18 protein-coding genes and 1 pseudogene are annotated in these 23,495 nt (G+C 72.5%); 9 read left to right on the forward strand and 10 right to left on the reverse strand.

Annotated elements, in window-relative coordinates:
* Nucleotides 1-167: 167 nt before the first annotated feature.
* The gene (locus ACIQOE_RS40785) at nt 168-3,104 is read right to left on the reverse strand and encodes a glycoside hydrolase family 48 protein (protein WP_401417136.1); all 2,937 of its coding nucleotides are present in this window, start codon (nt 3,102-3,104) and stop codon (nt 168-170) included.
* A gap of 259 nt (nt 3,105-3,363) precedes the next feature.
* Here ACIQOE_RS40785 and ACIQOE_RS40790 point away from each other — a divergent pair.
* The 4 genes and pseudogenes from ACIQOE_RS40790 (at nt 3,364) to ACIQOE_RS40805 (ending at nt 8,018) form a co-directional block, all read left to right on the forward strand.
* A pseudogene (locus ACIQOE_RS40790) lies at nt 3,364-4,286 on the forward strand (cellulose binding domain-containing protein).
* Between the two features lie 48 nt (nt 4,287-4,334).
* Nucleotides 4,335-6,071 carry a glycoside hydrolase family 6 protein gene (locus ACIQOE_RS40795; RefSeq protein WP_365576445.1) on the forward strand — a complete coding sequence of 579 codons (1,737 nt, stop codon included), beginning with the start codon at nt 4,335-4,337 and terminating at the stop codon, nt 6,069-6,071.
* Between the two features lie 198 nt (nt 6,072-6,269).
* Nucleotides 6,270-7,169, forward strand: coding sequence for a class I SAM-dependent methyltransferase (locus tag ACIQOE_RS40800; protein ID WP_401417137.1), 900 nt, complete (start codon nt 6,270-6,272; stop codon nt 7,167-7,169).
* 147 nt (nt 7,170-7,316) lie between these two features.
* Nucleotides 7,317-8,018 (forward strand): SDR family oxidoreductase, encoded by a 702-nt coding sequence (locus ACIQOE_RS40805; protein ID WP_401417138.1) that lies wholly within the window; start codon nt 7,317-7,319, stop codon nt 8,016-8,018.
* Between the two features lie 54 nt (nt 8,019-8,072).
* Here the strand turns inward: ACIQOE_RS40805 and ACIQOE_RS40810 are convergent, their stop codons facing one another.
* Nucleotides 8,073-8,768 carry a glycoside hydrolase family 75 protein gene (locus tag ACIQOE_RS40810; RefSeq protein WP_351315121.1) on the reverse strand — a complete coding sequence of 232 codons (696 nt, stop codon included), beginning with the start codon at nt 8,766-8,768 and terminating at the stop codon, nt 8,073-8,075.
* Nucleotides 8,769-8,994: 226 nt separating this feature from the next.
* Here ACIQOE_RS40810 and ACIQOE_RS40815 point away from each other — a divergent pair, with 226 nt between their 5' ends.
* Nucleotides 8,995-9,606, forward strand: coding sequence for a hypothetical protein (locus ACIQOE_RS40815; RefSeq protein WP_401417139.1), 612 nt, complete (start codon nt 8,995-8,997; stop codon nt 9,604-9,606).
* Between the two features lie 97 nt (nt 9,607-9,703).
* Here the strand turns inward: ACIQOE_RS40815 and ACIQOE_RS40820 are convergent, their stop codons facing one another.
* The 3 genes from ACIQOE_RS40820 to ACIQOE_RS40830 form a co-directional block, all read right to left on the reverse strand.
* Nucleotides 9,704-10,540 carry an aldo/keto reductase gene (locus tag ACIQOE_RS40820; protein WP_401417140.1) on the reverse strand — a complete coding sequence of 279 codons (837 nt, stop codon included), beginning with the start codon at nt 10,538-10,540 and terminating at the stop codon, nt 9,704-9,706.
* 277 nt (nt 10,541-10,817) lie between these two features.
* A complete protein-coding gene (locus tag ACIQOE_RS40825; protein ID WP_351315112.1) occupies nt 10,818-12,644 on the reverse strand; it encodes a long-chain fatty acid--CoA ligase in 1,827 nt (608 codons plus the stop codon).
* 247 nt (nt 12,645-12,891) lie between these two features.
* Complete coding sequence (locus ACIQOE_RS40830) at nt 12,892-14,391, reverse strand: MFS transporter (RefSeq protein ID WP_401417141.1); 1,500 nt, start codon at nt 14,389-14,391, stop codon at nt 12,892-12,894.
* Nucleotides 14,392-14,502: 111 nt separating this feature from the next.
* Between ACIQOE_RS40830 and ACIQOE_RS40835 the strand changes: the two genes are divergently transcribed.
* Complete coding sequence (locus tag ACIQOE_RS40835; protein WP_401417143.1) at nt 14,503-15,498, forward strand: Lrp/AsnC family transcriptional regulator; 996 nt, start codon at nt 14,503-14,505, stop codon at nt 15,496-15,498.
* Between the two features lie 4 nt (nt 15,499-15,502).
* On the opposite strand, the gene ACIQOE_RS40840 is transcribed toward ACIQOE_RS40835, so the two are convergent.
* On the reverse strand, nt 15,503-16,366 hold the full coding sequence (locus ACIQOE_RS40840; RefSeq protein WP_351315103.1) for a LysR substrate-binding domain-containing protein: 864 nt from the start codon (nt 16,364-16,366) through the stop codon (nt 15,503-15,505).
* 157 nt (nt 16,367-16,523) lie between these two features.
* Here ACIQOE_RS40840 and ACIQOE_RS40845 point away from each other — a divergent pair, with 157 nt between their 5' ends.
* On the forward strand, nt 16,524-17,576 hold the full coding sequence (locus tag ACIQOE_RS40845; RefSeq protein ID WP_401417145.1) for a bile acid:sodium symporter family protein: 1,053 nt from the start codon (nt 16,524-16,526) through the stop codon (nt 17,574-17,576).
* A gap of 87 nt (nt 17,577-17,663) precedes the next feature.
* Nucleotides 17,664-18,191, forward strand: coding sequence for an isochorismatase family protein (locus ACIQOE_RS40850; protein WP_401417147.1), 528 nt, complete (start codon nt 17,664-17,666; stop codon nt 18,189-18,191).
* Nucleotides 18,192-18,195: 4 nt separating this feature from the next.
* Here the strand turns inward: ACIQOE_RS40850 and ACIQOE_RS40855 are convergent, their stop codons facing one another.
* A complete protein-coding gene (locus ACIQOE_RS40855; RefSeq protein WP_401417148.1) occupies nt 18,196-18,915 on the reverse strand; it encodes an SDR family oxidoreductase in 720 nt (239 codons plus the stop codon).
* A gap of 139 nt (nt 18,916-19,054) precedes the next feature.
* On the opposite strand from ACIQOE_RS40855, the gene ACIQOE_RS40860 reads away from it, so the two are divergent.
* On the forward strand, nt 19,055-19,888 hold the full coding sequence (locus ACIQOE_RS40860; RefSeq protein WP_399011370.1) for a LysR family transcriptional regulator: 834 nt from the start codon (nt 19,055-19,057) through the stop codon (nt 19,886-19,888).
* A gap of 72 nt (nt 19,889-19,960) precedes the next feature.
* On the opposite strand, the gene fdhD is transcribed toward ACIQOE_RS40860, so the two are convergent.
* The 3 genes from fdhD to ACIQOE_RS40875 are packed head-to-tail and all read right to left on the reverse strand — an operon-like array spanning nt 19,961 to nt 23,491.
* The gene (fdhD, locus tag ACIQOE_RS40865) at nt 19,961-20,809 is read right to left on the reverse strand and encodes a formate dehydrogenase accessory sulfurtransferase FdhD (protein WP_351315089.1); all 849 of its coding nucleotides are present in this window, start codon (nt 20,807-20,809) and stop codon (nt 19,961-19,963) included.
* 7 nt (nt 20,810-20,816) lie between these two features.
* Nucleotides 20,817-21,677, reverse strand: a complete 861-nt coding sequence (locus tag ACIQOE_RS40870; protein WP_365557726.1) for a 2Fe-2S iron-sulfur cluster-binding protein — start codon at nt 21,675-21,677, stop codon at nt 20,817-20,819.
* Nucleotides 21,674-23,491 carry an NAD(P)H-dependent oxidoreductase subunit E gene (locus ACIQOE_RS40875; RefSeq protein ID WP_401417149.1) on the reverse strand — a complete coding sequence of 606 codons (1,818 nt, stop codon included), beginning with the start codon at nt 23,489-23,491 and terminating at the stop codon, nt 21,674-21,676. Before ACIQOE_RS40875 ends, ACIQOE_RS40870 begins: the two co-directional genes overlap by 4 nt.
* Nucleotides 23,492-23,495 lie beyond the last annotated feature (4 nt).

The raw sequence follows: 23,495 nt of genomic DNA on the forward strand, positions 1-23,495 counted from the left end.
GGGCGGCGGTCCGTGCCATGGACCCTAGGAGGGCGCCCCTGCGGCGGCATCCGTCATGTGACGCAGTTTTCCGGGGCCTTCGGCCCGGCGGAGTCCGCCGGCGGTGAGAGGTGCCGGGCCGCCCGCGGTGCGGGCGGGGGCGGCCCGGTGTACGGCGCGCGGCCCGCCTACTCCAGCAGTTCCGCGTACGACCCCATGGCCAGCGCGATGTCGGCCTGGGCCCAGAAGCGGTGGTAGGTGAACACCGGCGCCGCGCCGCCCGCCAGGTAGCTCTCGACCTTCGACCACGCCGGGTCGTCCGCGTAGAAGGACCGCAGCGAGGCGAACGTCGACGACGGGTCGACCGTGTCGCCGTTCGGCATCTTCCCGGACCATCCGTTCGGCACGTACACGGCGTCGTCGAAGCGGTTGTAGTCGGCCCGGGTCTCCGGCACCGCGATCCCGAGCCCGTCCTGGTAGTGGGACCACATGCCGTCGAGCAGCGCCTTGGCCGTCGACTTCGCCGTCGCGTCACCGGACCTGGCGGCGTAGTAGATCAGCGTTTTCGCGTACGCGGCGGCCACGCCCACGTCGTTCGTGTAGTCGGCGACCGTGACGTGAAGTCCGCTGTTGGAGCTCGGACTCGACACGTTCCAGGTGTCGGGCTGCCCCGACCACTGGAGCGTGGAGGGGATCCGGTAGGTGCCGTCCGCGTTGACCGTGGTCTGCGACAGCGCCCAGGCCACCCACTTGTCCAGGACCGCCTTGGCGGCGGCGTTCCCGGTCTGCTGGTAGTACTCGGCGACCCGCTCCATCGACCAGGCCTGGAAGCCGAACCACTGGTTGGACGGCGGGTCGTGGTAGACCGGCTGCGCGTCGTAGTACATGCCGTGGAACGTCGGCGTACCGGACGGCGGGCTCGCGTACCGGCCCTGCCAGCTGTTCGTCGCGCCGCCCGCGATGGCGCCCTCGGACGACTGGAGCCAGCGGTAGAACTCCAGCTGCCGGGTCAGGGACGTGCCCCAGTCCGCCGCGCCCGTCGCCGACTTCGGCTTCAGGTCGGCGTACGAGCTGAGCGCGTACGCCGCCAGCGGGTTCTGGTAGCCCCCGTGCACATGGCTGGACCCGATCCGCCAGGCCCAGCCCGCGCTCGTGTCGGTCGCACCGCCCCACGCGTAGTACCAGGACAGCAGGTAGTCCGAGGCGTCCTTGCCGGTGCCCGCGGCGCAGGTGGCGGGGCCGACACAATTGCCGATCTTCTTGAAGTACTTGTCGTACATGGCGTAGCGCAGATAGTCGCCCATCTTCGCGGCCTTGCCGACGGTGGCCAGGACGTCGGCCCCCTTGCCCTGCGCCTTCGCCCACACGTCGGCCCAGTACGCGGCCTGCACCGCACGCGCGTCGGCGTCCGGGGCGTCCGTGTACTTCCACTGCTTCGCGTACGACGAGTCACCGGTGAAGAGGTCCAGGTAGCCGTGGGCCCCGCCGTACCTGAACGCGTCGCAGGTCGGCTGGGGAACCGTCTCCCAGACCGACTCCTGCGCGCCGCGCTGGAAGGTGTTGATGTACGACGGCCCGCCGGCCGCCGGACCCGCCTCGCAGCCGCCGCCCGGGGTGTCGCCGTAGCCGTAGACGTTGTCGACGTCCTCCAGCCAGTGCATGCCGTAGACGTCGTCGGTGCCGTACGCGCTCTTCAGCTCGGCGGCGATCGGGTCCGAGCCCACCGGCACCGAGCCGTCCAGCCGCGCCGGGTACTCGTTCGGCGTGTCCAGTTCCGGTGCGTAGGTGGCCGGTTCGGCCGCGTTGTAGAAGGAGTTGGTCGGCTGGTCGGCGTGGGTCGGGATCATGTACTTCTCCATGAGCGCCCACGCGCCGTTGAACTTGGACCAGTCGCCGGTGACCTTGCCGTACATCGCCTGCAGCCACAGGAGGTAGCTGTAGGCCTCCGACGTGGTCTCGTGGCCCTGGTCCGGCGCCTCCACGATCAGCGTCTCGACCGCGTGGTACGGGACGCCCGCGGGGGAGAAGTAGCCGTTCGCCGGGTCGGTGATCTTCCCGTACAGGTCCAGGAAGCGCGCGTCGTACGCCTTGGACGCCGCCAGTTCCGTCACGGTGACCGCGGCGCCCGCCCAGCCGGACGCGGACGCGGTGAAGGTGGCCGTGCCGGTGCCGGAGGAGTCGGCGGCGACGGTCACCCGCTGCGGAGTGCTCCAGTCGGCCGGCGTGAAGGTGAGCGACGATCCGGCGCTCACCGACAGCCCGGTGTTCCCGGCCGTCCGGGCCACCGACACCGTCACGTTCGCGGCGGGCTGCCTGGACAGGCTCACCGCGAAGCTGCCCGTCGTGCCCTGCCGGACACCCAGCTGGGCGGGCGAGGCGACCACGGCGGGGCCGGCGGCGACCGTGATCCCGACCGGCGCCGAGGACGCGGACGCGCCCAGGTTGTCGTACGCCTTCGCCACCAGCGAGTGGCCGCCCACCGCCAGGCCGGTGACCGGCAGCGTGTACGGCGCCGAGGTGTCCGTTCCCAGCAGGGTGGTGTCGTCGTAGAACTCCATCCTGCCGATCGTCGCGCCGTCGGCCGCCGCCGCGGTCGCCGCGAGCGGCACCGTGTCGCCCTGGGTGTAGACCGCGCCCGCGACCGGGCTGGTCAGCACGGTGACCGGCGGCTGGTGCGCGCCCGTGCAGGTGGTGCCGTTGACGGCGAAGGCGGCCGGGGCCTGGTTGGCGCCGGTGTACGAGAACTGGGCGCCGGCCGACACCGCCGCGCCCGCCGCGATCGTGCCGTTGTAGGACGCGTTCCGTACGGTGACCGAGCCGCCGGACTGGGACCAGACGCCGTTCCAGCCGTTGGCCAGCTTCTGGTCGCCGGTGTACGCGTACGTCAGAGTCCAGCCGTCGATCGCGTCCGAACCGCGGTTGGTGAGGGTCAGATCGGCGGTGAAGCCGGTGCCCCAGTCGTTGGTCCGGTAGTCGACGCTGCATTGGACCGTCGCCGCGTGCGCGGAGTTCGTGCCGGTGGCGAGGATCGACAGGGGCAGGGCGAGAGCCGCGACGACGGCCGTCCACCGCCGTCGTACCGCTCCGCGTCTCCGCCCGCTGTGCGTGGGGGGTGCGGAATGCATGTGCTGGTTCCTCCTTGCGCTCGCGGCTCGGGAAGAAGTCAAGGCTTGAACCAGTGGGAGCGCTCCCATATTGCGGACGTGACATGGTTTGGTCAAGCCCGTCGAAGAGTCGAAATGATTCGGCACGGCCGCTGAGGAAAAGTCAGGTGACTCCCCTGGCACTCACGGTCACTTGGCGCTACCTTCCTTCGCACAGTGGGAGCGGTTCCATCCAGTCGACGTGTCCGCCGTGGCGCGCCCGATCTGCAAGGAGTCGCTCATGCGACACCCCCCGCGTTCAGTTCTTTTAGCCGTCGCCAGTGCGGCCGCCCTCCTCGGGGCCGCGCTGGCGCCGGTGGTGTCGGCGTCCGGAGCGACGTCGGCGCGCACGGTGCGGTACACGGTCGGCGGACAGTGGGACACCGGCTTCCAGACCTCCGTGACCATCACGAACGACAGAACGGCCCCGAACGGCCGGAGCCTCGGCTGCGGCCTCCCGGACGGGCGGCGGATCACGCGGGGTCGGAGCGCCCGGTGGTCCCGGTCCGGTACGGCGGTCACCGCGGCGAACGAGAGCTGGAACGGCGCGTCGGCCGCCGGTGCCGCTGCCGGATTCCCGTGCTCCCGGTCCGGGACGAACGCCGTGCCGACGGCGTCCACGCTCAACGGCACCACCCGCACCACCGGTTCCGGACCCATACCCCCACCGGCCCCGACGGGTCCGCCCGCCACCGGCACGGCACCGGCGCCGCGCGTCTTGGGCCACCGGCTCGTGGACGCGGCCGGCGCGCCGCACGGGCTGCTCGGCGTGAACCGCTTCGGCGGCGAGTTCATGCGCGTGCGGGGTCGCGGGATCTGGGACGGCCCGGTGGACGACACGGCGATCGGGGCGGCGATCTCGCTGCCGCCCGCCACGGCTGCAGCGTCGACACCTGTGCCGGTGAGAGCTGCCGGAACCCCACCCTCGCCCCGGTCGTGGCCCAGGTGCCGCTGATCGCCGGGGAGATCGGTGAGAACACCTGCGCGCACGCCTTCGTGGACCAGGTCATGAAGTGGTTCGACGACGGCGGCCTGTCCTACCTCGGCTGGACCTGGAACACCTGGGACTGCTCCTGGGGTCCCTCCTTGATCTCCGACTACAGCGGTACGCCGACGGCGTACGGCGTCGGACTGCGCGACCACCTCCGGGCCGTCACCTCCTAGGACGCCCACCTCTCCGCACATCCATCGAAGAAGAAGGAACCCGCACTCATGAGTCGTACCAGAACCTCGTTACTCGCCGCCCTGGCGCTCGTCGCCGGTGCGGCCGGGCCGGCGCTCGCCGTGACCCCGTCCTCGCAGGCGGCGGTCTCCGCGATCCCCTGCTCCGTCGACTACAAGATCCAGAACGACTGGGGCGCCGGCTTCACCGCCGCCGTCACCGTCACCAACAACTCGGCTGCGAAGTCGAGTTGGGCGGTGAAGTGGTCCTACGCCGGGAACCAGAAGGTGACCAGCTTCTGGAACAGCAGGATCACCCAGAGCGGCAGCGCCGTCACCGCGGCCAACGAGACCTACAACGGCACCCTGGCGACCGGCGGTTCGGTCAGCTTCGGCTTCAACGGCTCCTACAGCGGCACCAACGCGCTCCCGGCCTCCTTCACCCTCGACGGCGTCACCTGCAACGTCGACGACGGCGGCGGCACGGGCGGCGGCGGTGGCGGCGGCGGGGACAACGGGGGCGGCGGCAGCGGCACCCGCGTCGACAACCCGTACGCCGGAGCCAAGGTGTACGTGAACCCCGAGTGGTCCGCCAAGGCCGCCGCCGAGACGGGCGGCAGCCGGATCTCCAACCAGCCCACCGGCGTCTGGCTGGACCGCATCGCCGCGATCGCCGGCACCGGCTCCAGCATGGGCCTGCGCGCCCACCTGGACGCGGCCCTCGCCCAGAAGGGCAGCGGCGAGGAGGTCGTCCAGCTGGTCGTCTACGACCTGCCCGGCCGGGACTGCGCGGCCCTCGCCTCCAACGGCGAACTCGGCCCGACGGACATCGACAAGTACAAGACGCAGTTCATCGACCCGATCGCGACGATCCTCGCCGACCCGAAGTACGCCGCGCTGCGGATCGTCACCACCATCGAGATCGACTCGCTGCCCAACCTGGTCACCAACACAGGCAGCCGGGCCACCGCCACCGCCAACTGCGACACCATGCTGGCCAACGGCAACTACGTGAAGGGCGTCGGCTACGCGCTCGCCAAGCTCGGCGCGATCCCGAACGTCTACAACTACCTGGACGCCGGGCACCACGGCTGGCTCGGCTGGGACGACAACTTCGCCCCCGCGGCCAACATCTTCAAGCAGGCGGCCACCAGCGAGGGCGCGACCGTCGCCGACGTCGCCGGGTTCATCACCAACACGGCCAACTACAGCGCCCTGAAGGAGAACAACTTCACCGTCAACGACACGGTGAACGGCACCACCGTCCGCCAGTCCAAGTGGGTCGACTGGAACCGCTACGTCGACGAGCTGTCCTTCGCCCAGGCCTTCCGCACCCAGCTGGTCTCGGTCGGGTTCAACTCCGGCATCGGCATGCTGATCGACACCTCCCGCAACGGCTGGGGCGGCAGCGCACGCCCGGCCGGACCCGGCGCGACGACCAGCGTGGACACCTACGTCGACGGCGGCCGCTACGACCGCCGCATCCACATCGGCAACTGGTGCAACCAGTCCGGAGCCGGTCTCGGCGAGCGCCCGCAGGCCAGCCCCGCCACCGGGATCGACGCCTACGTGTGGATGAAGCCTCCGGGCGAGTCCGACGGCTCCAGCACCGCCATCGCCAACGACGAGGGCAAGGGCTTCGACCGGATGTGCGACCCGACGTACACGGGCAACGCCCGCAACGGCAACAACCTCTCGGGCGCCCTGCCGAACGCGCCGCTGTCCGGGCACTGGTTCTCCGCCCAGTTCCAGCAGCTGATGGCGAACGCCTACCCGCCGCTGTCCTAGGACGGTGACGTCCGCCGGGGCCGGCCCTTCGACTCCAGGGCCCGGTCCCGGCGGACCGCGCGTGCCACCGGCTCGTCGTCCCGCCCGGCACCGCGGCCTTGCCGTCCCCGGCCGCCTTTTTGCCGCAACGGCAACAGGACTGGCCTTCGGGCGGTGTGTCGGCGCAGGCTGGCGGCATCCGGACGAGAGGCCGCTGCCATGGCGCACGATCACCACCACCAGCACGACGACACCCACGCCCACGCCCACGCGCACACCGACGTCGACTGGGCGGAGATGGCCCCGCACCTGGAATCGCAGGCGGAACTGTTCGCCCCGCTCTACGAGCACGCCCTGGGCTGGCTCGGCGAGGAGGTCACCGAGCCGGGGCTGATCGTCGACGCGGGCAGCGGTCCGGGCGTGGTGTCGTGCCTGTTCGCGCAGGCGTTCCCGGGTGCCCGGGTGGTGGCCGTGGACAGCAGCGAACCGCTCCTGGACCGGGCCGCGGCCCGCGCCGGGCGGCTCGGCGTGGCGGACCGCTTCGGTGTCCTCGCCGGTGACCTCCCCGGCGTGCTGGACAAGCTGGACTACCCGGCGGACCTGCTGTGGGCCGGGCACAGCCTGCACCACCTCGGCGACCAGCGGGCCGCGCTCACCGCCTTCGGCCAGCGGCTGGCCCCCGGCGGCACCCTGGCCGTCCTCGAAGGCGGCCTGCCCAGCCGCTTCCTGCCCCGTGACCTCGGCATCGGCCGGCCCGGCCTCCAGGCCCGGATGGACGCGCTCCAGGAGGAGTGGTTCGCGCGGATGCGCACCGACCTGCCCGGAGCCGTCGCCGAGGCCGAGGACTGGCCCGCCCTGCTCGGCTCCGCCGGGCTCAGGTACGCCGGCAGCCGCAGCTTCCTCATCGACCTGCCCGCCCCGGCCTCCGACAAGGCCCGCGCGTACGTGACCGAGATCCTCTCCCGGCTGCGGGACACCGTCGGCGAGGGCCTGGACGCCGAGGACCGCGGCACCCTGGACCGCCTCCTGGACCCGGCCGACCCGGCGAGCGTGCACCGCAGGCCCGACGTGTTCGTCCTCGGCGCCCGCACGGTGCACACGGCGGTGCGGCCCGCGTAGGGGGTGCGGCCCGCCTCGTGGGTGCTGCGACGGACGTGCTCCGCCGGCGGGCCGCGGGCCGACTCCCCACCCCGGTGCGGTGGTTGACATCGAGAGCGCTCCAAGTGATGGACTGCGGGCCGTCGTCCAGTCACAGGGGGAAACACCATGATCGACACTCCGGTCGCGCTCGTCACCGGCGGTGGCAGCGGTATCGGCGCCGCCGTCGCACGGCAACTGCTGGACGCCGGGCAGCGGGTGGCCGTCACCGGGCGGGGCGCCGACCGGCTGCGCGCCTTCGCCGGTGAACTCGGCGACCCGGAGGGCCTGCTGACCCTCGTGGGGAACGCCGCCGAGTACGGCGACGTGCGGGCGGCGGTCGAGGCCACGCTCAAGACGTTCGGCCGGCTCGACACCGTCGTCGCCAACGCCGGGTCCGCCACCCACGACACCGTCGCCGAGGGCGATCCGGCGGGGTGGGCCGAGATGGTCCTCACCAACGTCCTCGGCCCCGCCCTGCTGATCAGGGCCTCCGTCGACGCCCTGCGGGAGAGCCGGGGGCGGATCGTCCTGATCGGCAGCGTCGCCGGGTTCGTGAACACGCCCGGCAACCTGTACGGCGCCACCAAGTGGGCGGTCACCGGGCTCGCGGAGAACACCCGCCGCCAGGTCACCGAGTTCGGCATCGGCGTCACGCTGGTCGCGCCGGGCCGGGTGGAGACCCCGTTCTGGGACGGCAACGGCAGCCTGCCGCCCGGCCTGCTGCTGACCGCCGACCAGCTCGCCGACTCGGTGGTGTGGGCGATCCGGCAGCCGGCCGGGGTGGACGTCAACACCCTCGTGGTTCGCCCGCTCGGGCAGCCCAACTGACGTACCGGGCGGCCCGGTACCGGTCGGTACCGGGCCGCCCGCCCCTCCCCGGGGTCAGTTGGCGGCGAGGAACTGCTTCGCCAGCTGGTCGCCGAGAGTCACCGCCGCGCTGTGGCTCTCGATGGGGGAGACCTTGGAGTTCTTGAACAGGATGTAGGTCACGCCGGAGTCGGCGCCGCCGGTCTCGGGGTCGGGGTCGATGCCGAGCGCCTTGGCGGTGGCGTACGACGCCTCGCCGATGATCTGCGTGGGGCCGGTGTCGCCGACCACCGCGTACTCCACCTTGTTGTTGTAGATGACGGCGACCACGCCACCGCCCTTGATGCCGGCGCTGGAGTAGTTCCATATGCTGCTGGAACTGGGCACCACCACGTAGGGCAGGGTCTCCGCCTTCAGTGGCTTGCCGTCGGACTGGTGGAAGGCCGTGTCGTCCTGGTACCAGGGGTCGCGGTCCTCGTTGCAGTTGGTGGTGCGCTGGCCGTCGCAGTCGATGTCCATGTCGGACTTCCAGAACACCGCGCCGTTCTTGCCGCACACGGGGATCGTGGCGGAGGTCTCGTCGTCGGTCTTGTACTTGCCGCTGGAGATCTGGGAACAGGAGGTCACCTTGGCGAGCAGGTCGGCCGCGCTCACCGAACCCTCCTGGGCGGACTTCGGGACGGTGGCGCCGGACGCGCTCGCGGGAAGCACGCCGGCGGCCAGCAGCGCGGCGCCGGAGGCCGCGGCGAGGGTCAGTGTTCGGATGCGCACTGTGGGGGGTCCCCTTCTGTTAGGAAAGTTTCCTGACCGGGTGCCGTACAAGGTGGCCCCGGCCGCATGTCCGCGTCAACCCCTGAGGGTGAACTCGGGGAATTGTCATGCATTGCGACTAAATGGGCCCCAGGGAACACTGGTGGGGCAGGACATTCCGCACATTCACGCAGGAGCCGTGCGGGATCGAGCCGTGGCTCCGGCGGCTCCTGGGAGGCGAGGGGCCATGTTCGTACGCACGGTGTACGCCACCGGCGATCCGGCGCGGATCGAGACGGCCGTCCGCGCGCTGAACAGCGAGGGGCGCAGCCTGCTGGAGGAGCGTCCCGAGTACCGGGGCGCGGGCGTCTTCGTCGACCGGGACCTGGGCAAACTGCTCGCGGTGAGCTGGTGGGGCACCGAGGCGGCCCGGCGCAACAGCGACCAGGTGATGCGCGAGCGGCGCCTGCCGATGCTGGAGCCGTTCGCCGGCACCGTGGCCGTCGAGAACTACGAGGTGGCCGTCTTCCACTCGGTGCAGCCGCCGCGCGTGGGCGGCGGGGTGCGCAGGACCAGGGTGGAGTTCGATCCGTCCGACGCGGGCCTGCTCACCGAGACGTTCCGCGCGTGCACGGTCCCCCGCCTGGAGGCCCTGCACGGCTTCGCGCAGTGCGCCCTCCTGATCGACCCGGGCACCGGCCGGGGCACGGTCGGCGTGCTGTTCGTCGACCGTGCCTCGATGGCCGCGTCCCTCGGCGGCCAGGCGGCGGCCCGGCGCCAGGACGCGGCCAAGGCGCACGTGACCGTGGTCGCGCTGGAGGAGTTCGAGGTCCTGCACGCGGAATCGCACTCCGACTGACGCCTCCCGCACGGGAGTCGGGGGACGGGCCGCGGAACGCGGACGGCCGTCCCGCCGGGGTCACGGCAAAACGGCCGGTGTGCGCCGGGGCTTCCGCTCAGCCCACGTCGAAGGCGGCCGGGTCGGGGCCGATGCGACGGTCCTCGTTGAGCGCGCTGATCGCCGCGAGGTCCTCGGTGTCCAGGCTGAAGTCGAACACCTCGATGTTCTCCTTGATCCGGGACGGCGTGACCGACTTCGGGATCACCACGTTGCCCAGCTGGATGTGCCAGCGCAGCACGATCTGGGCCGGGGTGCGGTTGTGCTTCTGGGCGATGGCGACGATCGCCGGCACCTCCAGCAGGCCCTTGCCCTGGCCGAGCGGGGACCAGGCCTCGGTGGCGATGCCCTGCTCGGCGTGGAACTCCCGTGCCGCGTGCTGCTGCAGGTGCGGGTGCAGTTCGATCTGGTTGACCGCCGGGACGACCGAGGTCTCCTCGATCAGGCGCTCCAGGTACTCCGGGAGGAAGTTGGAGACGCCGATGGCCCGGACCCGGCCGTCGGCCAGCAGCTTCTCGAACGCCCTGTAGGAGTCGACGTACCTGTCCCGCGCAGGCAGCGGCCAGTGGATCAGGTACAGGTCCAGGTAGTCCAGGCCGAGCTTGGCCAGCGACGCGTCGAAGGCGCGCAGCGTGGCGTCGTAGCCCTGGTCGGCGTTCCAGAGCTTGGTGGTGACGAAGACGTCCTCGCGCGGCACGCCGGAGGCGGCGATGGCCTTGCCGGTGCCCTCTTCGTTGCCGTAGATCGCCGCTGTGTCGATGCTGCGGTACCCGGCCTCCAGTGCCGTCGCGACGGCCCGCTCGGCCTCGTCGTCCGGCACCTGCCACACACCGAAGCCCAGCTGGGGCATCTCGATGCCGTTGTTGAGGATTTTCGGGGGGACCTTGCTGCTCACGAGCTCTCGATCCTTAGGGTTGTCGACAGGTGGTACCCCTATCGTCAACGATCACCGGGCCGTGATGCATTCCTGAGCCCGGAATCCGCCGGAAGCGAACGCCGAGTGGGCCTCACGGAACGGGGAATGGCCGAAAACGCATCCGGTCGCGCGGTCCTGGCCCTTGACCGCGGCCCTCTCCGCCGGGACGCTGGTGCGCACGACCGGACGCATCGGTGAACGTGATACATGGTTGTGAACGAACCGGCTTTGCCGGCGGGCACCCGTGAACGGGCCGTCAGGCCCGGTAGAGGGCCTCGACCTCGTTGGCGTAGGCGCTCTCGATCGCCTTGCGCTTCAGCTTCAACGACGGGGTCAGCAGGCCGTGTTCCTCGGTGAACGGCTGGGCGAGGATACGGAAGGTACGGATCGACTCGGCCTGCGAGACCAGGGTGTTGGCGGCCACCACCGCGCGCCGCACCTCGGTCTCCAGATCGGCGTCGTGCACCAACTGGGCCGCGGACAGCGGGGGCTTGCCGCGCATCTGCAGCCAGTGCTCGACGGCCTCGGTGTCGAGCGTGATCAGGGCGGCGATGTAGGGACGGTCGTTGCCCACCACGATGCACTGGTTGACCAGCGGATGGTCACGCACCCGCTCCTCCAGGACACCGGGCGAGACGCTCTTGCCGCCGGAGGTCACCAGGATCTCCTTCTTGCGGCCGGTGATGGTGAGGTAGCCGTCCTCGTCCAGGGAGCCCAGGTCGCCGGTGGCCAGCCAGCCGTCGTGCAGCGAGGCGTCGGTGGCCTTCTGGTTGTTGAGGTAGCCCTGGAAGACGTTGCCGCCGTGCAGCCAGACCTCGCCGTCGTCCGCGATGTGCACGGCGGTGCCCGGGATGGCCTGGCCGACCGTGCCGTAGCGGGTGCGCTCGGGCGGGTTGGCGGTGGCGGCCGCCGTCGACTCGGTGAGTCCGTAGCCCTCGTAGATCTGCACGCCCGCGCCGGCGAAGAACAGGCCGAGCCTGCGGTCCATGGCCGAACCGCCGGACATGGCGTTGCGGATCCGGCCGCCCATCGCGGCCCGCACCTTGGCGAAGACGAGCTTGTCGAAGACCTGGTGCTGCACCCGCAGCGACGCCGACGGGCCGGCTCCGGTGCCCCACGCCTTCGCCTCGACGGCGTCGGCGTACTTCACGGCGATCTCCACGGCCTTCTCGAACGGCCCGCCCTTGCCCTCCTTCTCCGCCTTGCGCCGGGCCGCGTTGAACACCTTCTCGAAGATGTACGGCACGGCCAGGATGAACGTCGGCCGGAACGCGGCCAGATCGGGCAGCAGCGCGGCCGCGTTCAGTTGCGGCTGATGGCCGAAACGGACGCCGTGCCGGATCGCCGCCACCTCGACCATGCGGCCGAAGACGTGCGCGAGCGGCAGGAAGAGCAGGGTGGAGACCTCCTCGCCCCGCTTCGCGCGGAACACCGACTCCCAGCGCCCGACGACCGTGTCCGCCTCGTACATGAAGTTGCCGTGCGAGAGTACGCAGCCCTTCGGACGGCCGGTGGTCCCGGAGGTGTAGATGATCGTGGCGACCGACTCCGGGGTGACCGCCTGCCGGTGCCGGTGCACGACCTCGTCCTCCAGGTGCGCGCCCGCGTCGTACAGCTCCTGCACCGCGCCGGAGTCCAGCTGCCACAGCTGGCGCAGCTGCGGCAGCCGGTCGATGACGGTGGCGATCGTCATCGCGTGGTCCTCGTGCTCCACGATCGCGGCCGTGCACTCGGCGTCGTACAGCATCCAGAAGCACTGTTCGGCCGAGGACGTGGGGTAGACCGGCACCACCTGGGCGCCGATCGTCCACAGGGCGAAGTCGAACAGCGTCCACTCGTAGCGGGTGCGGGACATGATCGCGACGCGGTCGCCGAACCGGACGCCCCGGGCCAGCAGGCCCTTGGCGAGCGCCAGGACCTCGTCACGGAACTCGGCGGAGGTCACGTCCCGCCAGTTCCCGAGGTCGTCCTTGCGGCCCAGGGCGATGTGCAGCGGGTCCGTCAGGGCGTGCTCGAACACGCAGTCGGCCAGGCCTCCCACCGGCGGCGCCGACGCCAACGGCGGGTTGGTGAACTCGCGCAAACCCCGCTCCCGCTTCTCGCTCCCCAGTCACGCTCCGCACAGCGCCGTGAAAGCTACCCCACCGGAGAACCGTTCGGGAGGGGGTGCGAAATCGAGCATTGCGCTCGTATGCGCCCGTCAGGGCCCGGAAAATGCGCTCACATGGGGAAGGGTCGGACAGAATACCTACGGTCGAGTAAGTTCCGCCTCCGTAATCTCCACTGAATCTGTACGACCCGATTACCGCCCCCGGCGGGTTACCGCGCGGTCAGCCCCGCGGCACCGCCGAACCCTCCGGCGGCCGTGCCGCCGGGACCTCTCGTACCGCCCGGCCGGCCGGGCGCGGAGCCCGCACCAGCACCAGCACCAGGACGCCCGCCACCACCGCGGCCCCGCCCATCACCAGCAGCGCTCCGTCCAGGCCCGAGGCGAAGGCGGTGCGCAGGGTGTGCTCGGCGAAGGTGCCGCGCAGCGCGCCGGCCCCGCCGCCCGCCAGCGTGTGCGCCGCGCCGTCGGGCAGGGTGCCGGCCATCCGGGAGGTCACCACGGTCCCGGAGACGGCGACCCCGAGCGCGTACCCGAGCTGACGGACCGTGTTCACCGCGCCGCCCGCCATCCCGGCCCGCTCCGCCGGGACCGCCGCCAGCGCCGCGCCCGCCACCGTCGGCGACACGAACCCGGTGCCGACACCCACCAGCACGAACCCCGGTATCAGCGCCGTCCAGGAGGAAGAGGCGCCCAGCACCGCCTGGCCCAGGTCGCCCGCCCCGATCAGCAGCAGCCCGCCGCCGACCGTCCACCGGGCCGGCGCCCCGTGCAGCAGCCGTCCCACCAGCACCGCGACCAGCATCGCGGCCACCGTCATCGGCAGCAGCGTCAGGCCGCCCCGCACCGGAGACATCCCGAGCAGGGTCTGCATCCAGATCGACACGTACGGCAGCGCGCCGAACGCCACCCCGCTGAACGCGAACGCGCCCACCATCACGCCGGTGAACGCCCGCCCGCGCAGCAGCGACAGGTCCAGCAGCGGATGCGCGGCCCGCCGTTCCACCAGCACGAACACCAGCAGCCCGAGGGCCGCCGCGCCGAACGCGCAGAGCGCCGCCGGCGTCGTCCAGCCGTCCTCACCGGCCCGTACGACCCCGTACGTCAGCCCGCCCGCGAACAGCGCGAACGCGACCGTGCCCGCCCAGTCCACCCGCATCCCGCGCGGCCCCCTGGACTCCGGCACCACCCGCAGCGTCAGCCACACCGCGACCACGCTGACCGGCAGGTTCACCAGGAAGATCCACCGCCAACCGGGCCCCGCCGTCAGCAGCCCGCCGACCACCGGTCCGACGGCCGCGGCCCCGCCGCTCACCGCGCCCCACACGCCGAGCGCCGCCGACCGCCGGCGCCCCTGGTAGACCGAGCCGAGCAGCGGCAGCGTCGTCGCGAACATCGCCGCCGCGCCCACTCCCTGCACGGCCCGCGCCGCCACCAGCGTGCCGGGCCCCGGCGCCAGCCCGCACAGCAGGCTCGCGGCGGCGAACACCACGATCCCGGCCACGTGCACCCGGCGGCGGCCGAGGAGGTCGGCCGCCGCCCCGGCCCCCAGCAGCAGCGCGGCCAGCGCCAGCGCGTAGCCGTCCACCACCCACTGCAGATCGCTCAGCGACGCGTGCAGCGCCGCCGCCATGTCCGGCAGCGCCACCACCACGATCGTCACGTCGAGCAACAACATGAACGTCCCCAGACACACCGCGGTCAGCGGCCCCCACCTGCGCATGTCACGTCACCCTTCGGCAGACCTGCCGGCCCGGACGGCCGGCCTCGCTCCGTACCATGGGGCCGGTCCGGCCGATCGGGCCGGTGGAACAGGGGCTCTCGGCGGAATCCGATGGGAGAGGCCGTGCTGGCACTGGAATCCGACACGTTCGACGCGCTGGACCTGGGACTGCTGAGCGCCCTGGAGGTCGACGGCCGCGCCCCCTTCAGCCGTATCGCGGCGGTGCTCGGCGTCTCCGACCAGACCGTCGCCCGCCGCTACCGCAGGCTGTGCGCCGAGGCCGGGCTGCGGGTGGTCGCCGTCCGGGACGCGGAACGGCTCGGCCAGGACCAGTGGATGCTCCGGCTGCGCTGCGCGCCCGACGGCGCCGCCGTCATCGCCGAGGCCCTCGCCAAGCGCCCCGACACCGCCTGGATCGGGCTGGCCTCCGGCGGCACGGAGATCGTCTGCATGACCCGGCCGCGCCGTCCCGGCGACCACGACGACCTGCTGCTCGGCAGGCTGCCGCGCACCCCCAGCGTGGTGGAGATCCGCGCCCAGCAGCTCCTGCACCGCTTCTACGGCGGCCCGTCCGGGTGGATGCGGAAGTTCCGGGCGCTGACCGACGAGCAGATCGCGGCGCTGCGGCCGACGGCGCCGCGGACCGAGGGGCCGGTACGGCTGGAGGCCGAGGACGCGCCGCTGCTCGCCGCGCTGGAGCGGGACGGCCGGGCGACCTTTCCGGAGCTGCAGCGGGCGACGGGACGGTCCGAGTCGTCGGTGAAGCGCCGGCTGGCCGCGCTGCTCGGCTCCGGAGCGGTCTACATCGACGTCGAGTACCGCTCCGCGGCGCTGGGATTCGCGACGGCCGCGATGCTGTGGATCACCACCACGCCGGCCGCGATGCACTCCGTGGGACAGGCGCTGGCGGGCCACGAGGAGGTGGCGTTCGCCGCGGCCACGGCCGGCCCGTCGCACCTCGTGGTGACGGCGGTGCTGCGCGACACGGCCCACCTGTACGCGTACCTGAGCGGCCCGCTGGGACGCCTGGAGGGCGTGCAGCACGTGGAGGCCACGCCGTTCCTGCGCCAGGTGAAGCAGCTGACGTACCAAGGTGCGGCGCGGTGACGGCCTAGGGACGTCTGAGGCGGGCTCCGCTGGTCAGGATCGCGGCCGCCAGTGCGTCCGCCGCCGACTGGGCCGGGGTGCGTGCGGGGCTGTGCACCAGGACGAAGTCGACCCGGTCCAGTTCCGGCAGGCCGGCCCGGTCCGGGACGCGGAACAGGCCCGGCGGGATCAGGCCCCTCGAATGGGCCATCACGCCCAGGCCCGCCCGCGCCGCCGCGATCAGGCCGTTGAGGCTGCCGCTCGTGCAGACGATCCGCCAGTCGCGGCCCTGGCGTTCCAGCGCCTCCAGGGCCAGGGCGCGGGTGATGCCGGGCGGGGGGTAGACGATCAGGGGGACCGGGCGGGCGGGGTCCAGGCGCAGGCGTTCGGCGCCGATCCACACCAGGTCGTCCTGCCAGACCAGTTCGCCCAGCGGGTCCTCGGCTCGCCGCTTGGCCAGGACCAGGTCCAGCTTCCCGGCGGCCAGCCGCTCGTGCAGGGTGCCCGACAGCTCCACCGTCAGCTCCAGGTCGACCTCCGGGTGGTCGTGGCGGAAGCCCTCCAGGATCTCCGGCAGGCGGGTCAGGACGAAGTCCTCCGACGCGCCGAAGCGCAGCCGGCCGCGTACCCGGGTACCCGTGAAGAAGGCCGCCGCCTGCTCGTGCACGTCGAGGATCCGGCGGGCGAAGCCGAGCATCGCCTCGCCGTCCTCGGTCAGTTCCACGGAGTGCGTGTCACGGGAGAACAACTGGCGTCCCGCGGCGTCCTCCAGCCGGCGCACGTGCTGGCTGACGGTGGACTGGCGCAGTCCCAGGCGGCGGGCGGCCTGGGTGAAGCTGAGCGTCTGGGCCACCGCCAGGAAGGTGCGCAGCTGCGAAGGGTCGTACACTCGGACATGTTATCGCGGAACGCAATGGCAGTGAGAGTGGTATGCCGGATTCCCGATCACTGTCGGGAGGAGGACGATGGAGAGGGGCCTTCCGGCCCCGGCCGGAGGCCGGCCGCACGCCGGCACGACATCCTGACCGACCCGCAAGTGGAGCACCGTGAAACGCCTGAGCTGGCCCCGCTGGATGCCGATCGACCCGTACGTCCTGCTGCTGCTCGGGACGGTGGGCCTCGCCGCGCTCCTCCCGGCCCGGGACACCGCGGCCGACGTGGCGTCCGGCGCCTCCACGGCCGCGATCGCCTTCCTCTTCTTCCTCTACGGCGCCCGGCTCTCCACCCGCGAGGCCGTCGACGGACTGCGCCACTGGCGGCTCCACGTCACGGTCCTGGCCTGCACCTTCGTGATCTTCCCCGTGCTCGGGCTGGCCGCCCGCGGCCTGGTGCCCGTCCTGCTCAGCCAGCCCCTCTACCAGGGGCTCCTCTTCCTCACCCTGGTGCCCTCCACCATCCAGTCGTCGATCGCCTTCACCTCGATCGCCCGCGGCAACGTCCCCGCGGCGATCTGCGCCGGATCCTTCTCCTCGCTGATCGGCATCGTCCTCACCCCGCTGCTCGCCGCGGCGCTGCTCGGCGGCGACGGCGGCGGCTTCTCCGCCGACTCCGCCGTCAAGATCGTCCTCCAGCTGCTGGTGCCGTTCCTCGCCGGACAGCTGCTGCGCCGCTGGATCGGGCCGTTCATCACCCGGTACAAGAAGATCCTCGGCCTGGTCGACCGCGGCTCCATCCTGCTGGTCGTCTACACCGCGTTCAGCGAGGGCATGGTCCGGGGCATCTGGCACCAGGTCAGCGCCGCGCGGCTGGCCGGGCTGCTCGCCGTCGAGGCCGTACTGCTCGCCGTGATGCTCCTGCTGACCTGGTACGGCGCCAAGGCGCTCGGCTTTTGGCGCGGCGACCGGATCGCCATCCAGTTCGCCGGGTCGAAGAAGTCCCTCGCCTCCGGACTGCCCATGGCCAGCGTCCTGTTCGGCGCGCACGCCTCGCTGGCCGTGCTGCCGCTGATGCTGTTCCACCAGATGCAGCTCATGGTCTGCGCGGTCATCGCCAAGCGCCGCGCCCACGACCCGCAGGCACAGGAGGCGGACACCGCCCCGCCGGCCGCCGGAGCGGCCCGGTCACGGCCCGCCGTCCGCACCGGGAACCCCGCCGGCTGACCCGGCGGGGTGCCGAACACGACGGGTTCACGGGCCTGTTGATCCGGATGCCCGGTACGGACGGCTGATGACGGCTAACGTTCCGTCATGACCGCACCTCTGGCGCTCGACCCGGCGCGCACCGCTCTCGTCCTCGTCGACCTGATGGACCGCATCGTCGCGCTGCCCCTGGAGCCCCGCAAGGGGACCGAAGTCCTGCACACCGCCGAGGAGCTGGCCCGCTCCTTCCGCGAAGCCGGCGCCCCGGTGGTGCTGCTCCGCGTGGAACGGCCCGCGCTCGCCGAACAGCCGCCGGGCAGCGACCTGGTGGCCGGACTCCGCGGAGAAGGAGACCTGGAGATCGTCAAGCGCACGATCGGCGGTTTCCAGGACACCGGACTCGACGCGAGACTGCGCGCGCTCGGCGTCACCCGCCTGGTCCTCGCCGGCATCGCCACCAACCTCGGCGTCGAGTCGACCGCCCGCGCCGCCGCCGACCTCGGCTACGACCTCGTCTTCGTCGCGGACGCCATGGCCGCCCTCACGGCCGCCGAGCACGAGGCGTCCGTCCGGCTCGACTTCCCGCGCCTGGGCACGGTCGTCACCGCCGCCGACGTACGCCTCGACCCCGCCTGACCGCTCAGACCAGCGTCCCGCCGCCGTCCACGACCACCACCGACCCGGTGCTGTACCCCCCACGCATCAGGTACAGGTACGCCTCCGCCACATCCGCCGGCTCGCCCATCCGCCCCACCGGCAGCGACTCGGCGGACGACCGGTACAGCTCCTCGCGCGTCGCCTCCGGCAGCGACCGCCACAGATCCGTGCGCACCACACCCGGCGAGACCACGTTGACCCGCACCGGCGCCAGCTCCACGGCCAGCGCCCGCGTCAGCGACTCCATCGCCCCGCACAGCGCCGACGCGACACTCGACCCCGGCAGCGGCCGCTGCCCCGCCGTCCCCGTCGTCAGCACCACCGAACCGCCCGGACGGATCGCCCCGACCCCCTGCTGCACCACGGTGTACGCACCGAACAGCCGGGTGTCCAGGAAACGCCGGGCCGCCTCCACCCTCGTCTCGGCCACGGTCTCCAGCAGCAGCGCGTCGCCCGCCGTGAACACCAGGTGGTCGTAGCCGCCGACCTCGGCGAAGAAGCCGCGCACCGCCTCCTCGTCCGTGGCGTCCAGCACCCGCCCCCGCGCACCCTCGGGCAGCACCTTCAGCGCCGCGTCCACGTTCTCCTGACGGCGCGAGGCGACCACCACGTCCGCGCCCTCCCGCGCCGCGCCCTCGGCGACCGCGAGCCCGATGCCCGACGTACCCCCGACGACGACCACGCGCTGACCCTGCAGACCCATGACAGACCCCTTCCGAGCTGCTGTTCCGTCCCGTTCGGACGCTTCCAGCCTGCGACCGGACGGCAGCCGCCGTCCAAGACCTCTTCCGCCGACGGCGATACCCTGAAGGCATCGTCGTCGGCGGCCGGGAGGCGTAAGCATGGACCTGGATCTGCGCAAGGTCCGCTACTTCACGGCGGTCGCCGACCTGCTCCACTTCGGGCGGGCGGCCGAGCGCCTGCACATCGCCCAGCCGGTGCTCAGCCGCCAGATCCGCGCGCTGGAGAAGGACCTGGGCGCCGAGCTGTTCGTCCGCGACAGCCACGGCGTGACCCTGACCGACGCCGGGCGCCAGCTCCTCGACGACGCCCGGCAGCTGCTGGCCGTCGCCGACGGCACCCGGCGCCGCGTCCGCGAGGCCGCCCGCGGCCGGCGCCGCCTGGTGGTCGGCTTCCGGGCCGGCGTCGTCGTCACCCAGGCCCTGCGCGCCTTCACCGCGGCCCACCCGGACGTCGAGACCAAGGCCTGCCGGGTCGAGTGGGACGACCAGGAGGAGCTGATCCTCCAGGGCACCGTCGACATCGCCTACGTACGGCAGCCGGTCCGGCCGGACGGACTCGAACTGCGCCCGCTGTACAGCGAGCCCCGGGTGGCCATGCTCCCGGACCGGCACCGGCTGGCCGGGAAGCAGGAGATCTCGCTGGCCGACCTCCGAGGCGAGCAGTGGGTGCGCTACAACGACCCGCGCCCCGGCGACCTGCCGCTGCGCACCATCGAGGAGAAGTTCGAGTGCGTGGCCGCCGGCACCGCCATCACGATGGTGCCGCGCTCGGTCGCCGAGCTGTACTCCCGCCCGGACATCGCCTACGTCCCGGTCGCCGACGCCGAACCCGACCGGGTCCTGCTGGCCTGGGCGGCCGGCCGCAACTCCCCGCTGATCGCCGCGTTCGTCCGGGCGGCGGCGGGCGCGGCGGGCGCCGAAGCCTCCGGCTGAGACGGGGCCCCTGCGGCGCAGGGGGCGCTCCCCGCCGGTCGGGGCCCCGCCGCCGTGCCGCGGGGAACCGGATCAGCCCTGGGCGGCCGCGGCCCGCAGGGCGATGCGGTCCTCGCCCGCGTACACGTTCATGTTGGGGCCCCGCAGGAAGCCGACCAGGGTCAGCCCGGTCTCCACCGCCAGGTCCACCGCCAGCGAGGACGGCGCGGAGACCGCCGCCAGCAGCGGGATGCCCGCCATCACCGCCTTCTGCGCCAGCTCGAAGGAGGCCCGCCCGGAGACCAGCAGGATGGAGCGGGACAGCGGCAGGCCGCCGCTCTGCAGCGCCCGGCCGACCAGCTTGTCCACCGCGTTGTGCCGGCCCACGTCCTCCCGGATGTCCAGCAGCTCGCCGTCCTCCGCGAACAGGGCCGCCGCGTGCAGACCCCCGGTCCGGTCGAAGACCCGCTGCGACGCGCGGAGCCGGTCGGGGAGGCTCGCGAGCAGCTCGGGCTCCACCCGGACCGGGGGAGTGTCGGCGATCGGCCAGCGGGCCGTCGTCCGTACCGCGTCGAGGCTGGCCTTGCCGCACAGCCCGCAGGACGAGGACGTGTAGACGTTCCGCTCCAGGGTGAAGTCCGGCAGCCGGACGCCCGGCGTGGTGCGCACGTCGACCACGTTGTAGGTGTTCGAGCCGTCCACCGTCGCTCCCGCGCAGTAGACGATGTTCTGCAGGTCGTCGGCGGTCGCCAGGACGCCCTCGCTCACCAGGAAACCGGCGGCCAGCGCGAAGTCGTCGCCGGGCGTGCGCATCGTGATGGCCAGGGGTTTCCCGTTGAGCCTGATCTCCAGCGGTTCCTCGGCGACGAGGGTGTCCGGCCGGGCGGAGACCGCTCCGTCGCGGATGCGGAGGACCTTGCGTCGTTCCGTGACTCGTCCCATGGTCTGATCAGCCCCGGTTCTGTACGTGCTGGTAGCCGAAACGGCCCTTGATGCAGAGGTTGCCGTGGGTCACCGGATTGTCGTGCGGCGAGGTGACCTTGACTATCTCATTGTCCTGCACATGGAGCGTGAGGTTGCAGCCCACACCGCAGTACGCGCACACCGTGGTCGTCTCCGTCTGCCGGTCCTCGTCCCAGGTGCCCGCCGCCCGCATGTCGAACTCCGACTTGAACGACAGCGCCCCGGTCGGGCACACCTCCACGCAGTTCCCGCAGTAGACGCAGGCCGAGTCGGTCAGCGGGGCGTCGTGCTCCACCGCGATCCGGGCGTCGAAGCCGCGCCCGGCGACCGAGATCGCGAAGCTGTTCTGCCACTGGTCGCCGCAGGCGTCCACGCACTTGTAGCACAGGACGCACTTGCCGTAGTCGCGCACGTACAGGTCGTTGTCGACCCGCGGCTCCTCCTCCACACGGGCCGCGTCCGGGCCGAAGCGGTCCGGTTTCGCCTCGTACTCCTTGATCCATGCGGCGGCCCGCGGGGTCGTCGACAGGTCCACCGAGGAGGCCAGCAGCTCCAGGACGATCCGGCGGCTGTGCCGGACGCGCTCGGTGCCGGTGCGCACCACCATCCCGGGCTCGGCCCTGCGGGAGCAGGCCGGTACCAGGGTCCGGGCGCCCTCCACCTCGACCACGCACACCCGGCAGGCGTTCTTCGGGCGCAGGGTGTCGCCCTCGCACAGCGTCGGCACGTCCGTCCCGGCCGCCCGGCAGGCGTCCAGGATCGTCGAGCCCTCGGGCACCCGGGCCGGCTCGCCGTCGAGGGTGAACTCCAGCAGGCGGCGCGGGATCCCCAGCGGTGTGACGGTCATTCGTAGGCCCCCAGACGGTCGATGGCGGATTCCACGGCGTTCCACGCGGTCTGGCCCAGACCGCAGATCGAGGCGTCCCGCATCGTGCGGCCGACCTCGCGCAGCAGCGCGATGTCGTCGGCGGCGTCGGCTCCGGTGCGCCCGGAGATCCGGAGCAGCGCCTCCTCCTGCCGGACCGTCCCCACCCGGCACGGCACGCACTGCCCGCAGGACTCCTCGCGGAAGAACCGGGCTATGCGGAGCAGGAGTCCGGGCAGCGGGACGGTGTCGTCGAAGGCCATGACGACACCGGAGCCGAGCGTGGTGTGCGCGTCCCTGGTGCCCTCGAAGGTCAGCGGGATGCCGAGTTCGTCGGGCCGTACGAAGCCGCCCGCGGCCCCGCCGAGCAGCACCGCCCGCAGGTTCCCGCGCACTTCGGCCAGGTCGAGGAGTTCGCCGAGCGTGGCCCCGAACGGCAGCTCGTAGACGCCCGGCCGGTCCACGCTCCCGGACACGCAGAACAGCTTCGGCCCGGTGGACCCGGCGGTCCCGATCGCCGCGTACGCCGCGGCGCCCATGGTCAGCACCGGCAGGACGTTGACCAGCGTCTCCACGTTGTTCTCGACCGTCGGCTTCCCGAACAGCCCCTTCTCCACCGGGAACGGCGGCTTCGAGCGCGGCTCGCCCCGGTACCCCTCGACGGAGTTGAACAGGGCCGTCTCCTCACCGCAGATGTACGCCCCGGCGCCGCGCCGGATCTCGATGTCGAAGGCGAAGCCCTGGCCGAGGACGTCGTCGCCGAGGAAGCCGCGGGCGCGCGCCCGGCCGATCGCGTGCCGGAGCCGGCGGGCGGCCCGCGGGTACTCGCCGCGGAGGTAGATGTGGCCGTGGCGGGCGCCGATCGCGTACGCGGCGATCGTCATGGCCTCCACCAGCGCGTACGGGTCGCCTTCCATGAGCACGCGGTCCTTGAAGGTGCCGGGCTCCGATTCGTCGGCGTTGCAGACGAGGTGGTGCGGGTGGTCGGGCTGGGACGCGGTGGCCTGCCACTTGCGGCCGGTGGGGAAGGCGGCGCCGCCGCGTCCGGCCAGGCCGGAGTCGGTGACCTCGCGGATGACTCCGGCGGGTCCGAGGTCGAAGGCCCGGCGCAGCGCGGTGTAGCCGCCGTGCGCCCGGTAGTCGTCGAGCGAGGCCGGGTCGACGACGCCGACCCGCCGCAGCAGCGTCAGACCGGCCCGGCCCGCCTGGGGCACGGCCGCGACGGGCGGCGGTTCCTCGGGTGCCGAGTCGGGCGCGGTCGCCGCGAGGACGGCCGAGCCGGCCGTCGCGGGCGCCGCCACCGCCGTGCGCACCGGATCCCCGGCCCGGATGGCGAGGGCCGCCGGTGCCCGCTCGCACAGGCCCAGGCACGGGCTGTGCTCCAGGTGGACGTCCGGGCCGAGCCGCCGCTCGGTGCCGGCGAGGAGTTCCCGCGCGCCGGCCGCCGTGCACGCCAGGTCGGTGCAGACGTGCAGGACGGTCGCCGGGCGCGGCGTGACGGAGAACATCGCGTAGAAGGTGGCCACGCCGTAGGCCTCGGCCGGGGGGACCGTCAGGCGGCGGCAGAGGTAGCCGAGGGCGCCCTCGCTGATCCAGCCGATCCGGTCGTTGATCGCGTGCAGCCCCGGCAGCAGCTGGTCCCGGCGGTCGCGCGCGGGGCGTCCGCCGCGGGCCCACCGCAGGTCCGCGTCGGAGCGGTCGGCGCCCTCCCAGGAGGACTCCGGAGGGCCCAGCAGGGCGTCGACGGCGGCCCGTTCGTCGTCCGTCGGTTTGCTGTCGCCGAAGTGCAGGTCCACCTTG

Source organism: Streptomyces sp. NPDC091282 (assembly GCF_044757385.1).
In the GTDB taxonomy this organism is placed as follows: Bacteria; Actinomycetota; Actinomycetes; order Streptomycetales; family Streptomycetaceae; genus Streptomyces; species Streptomyces gramineus.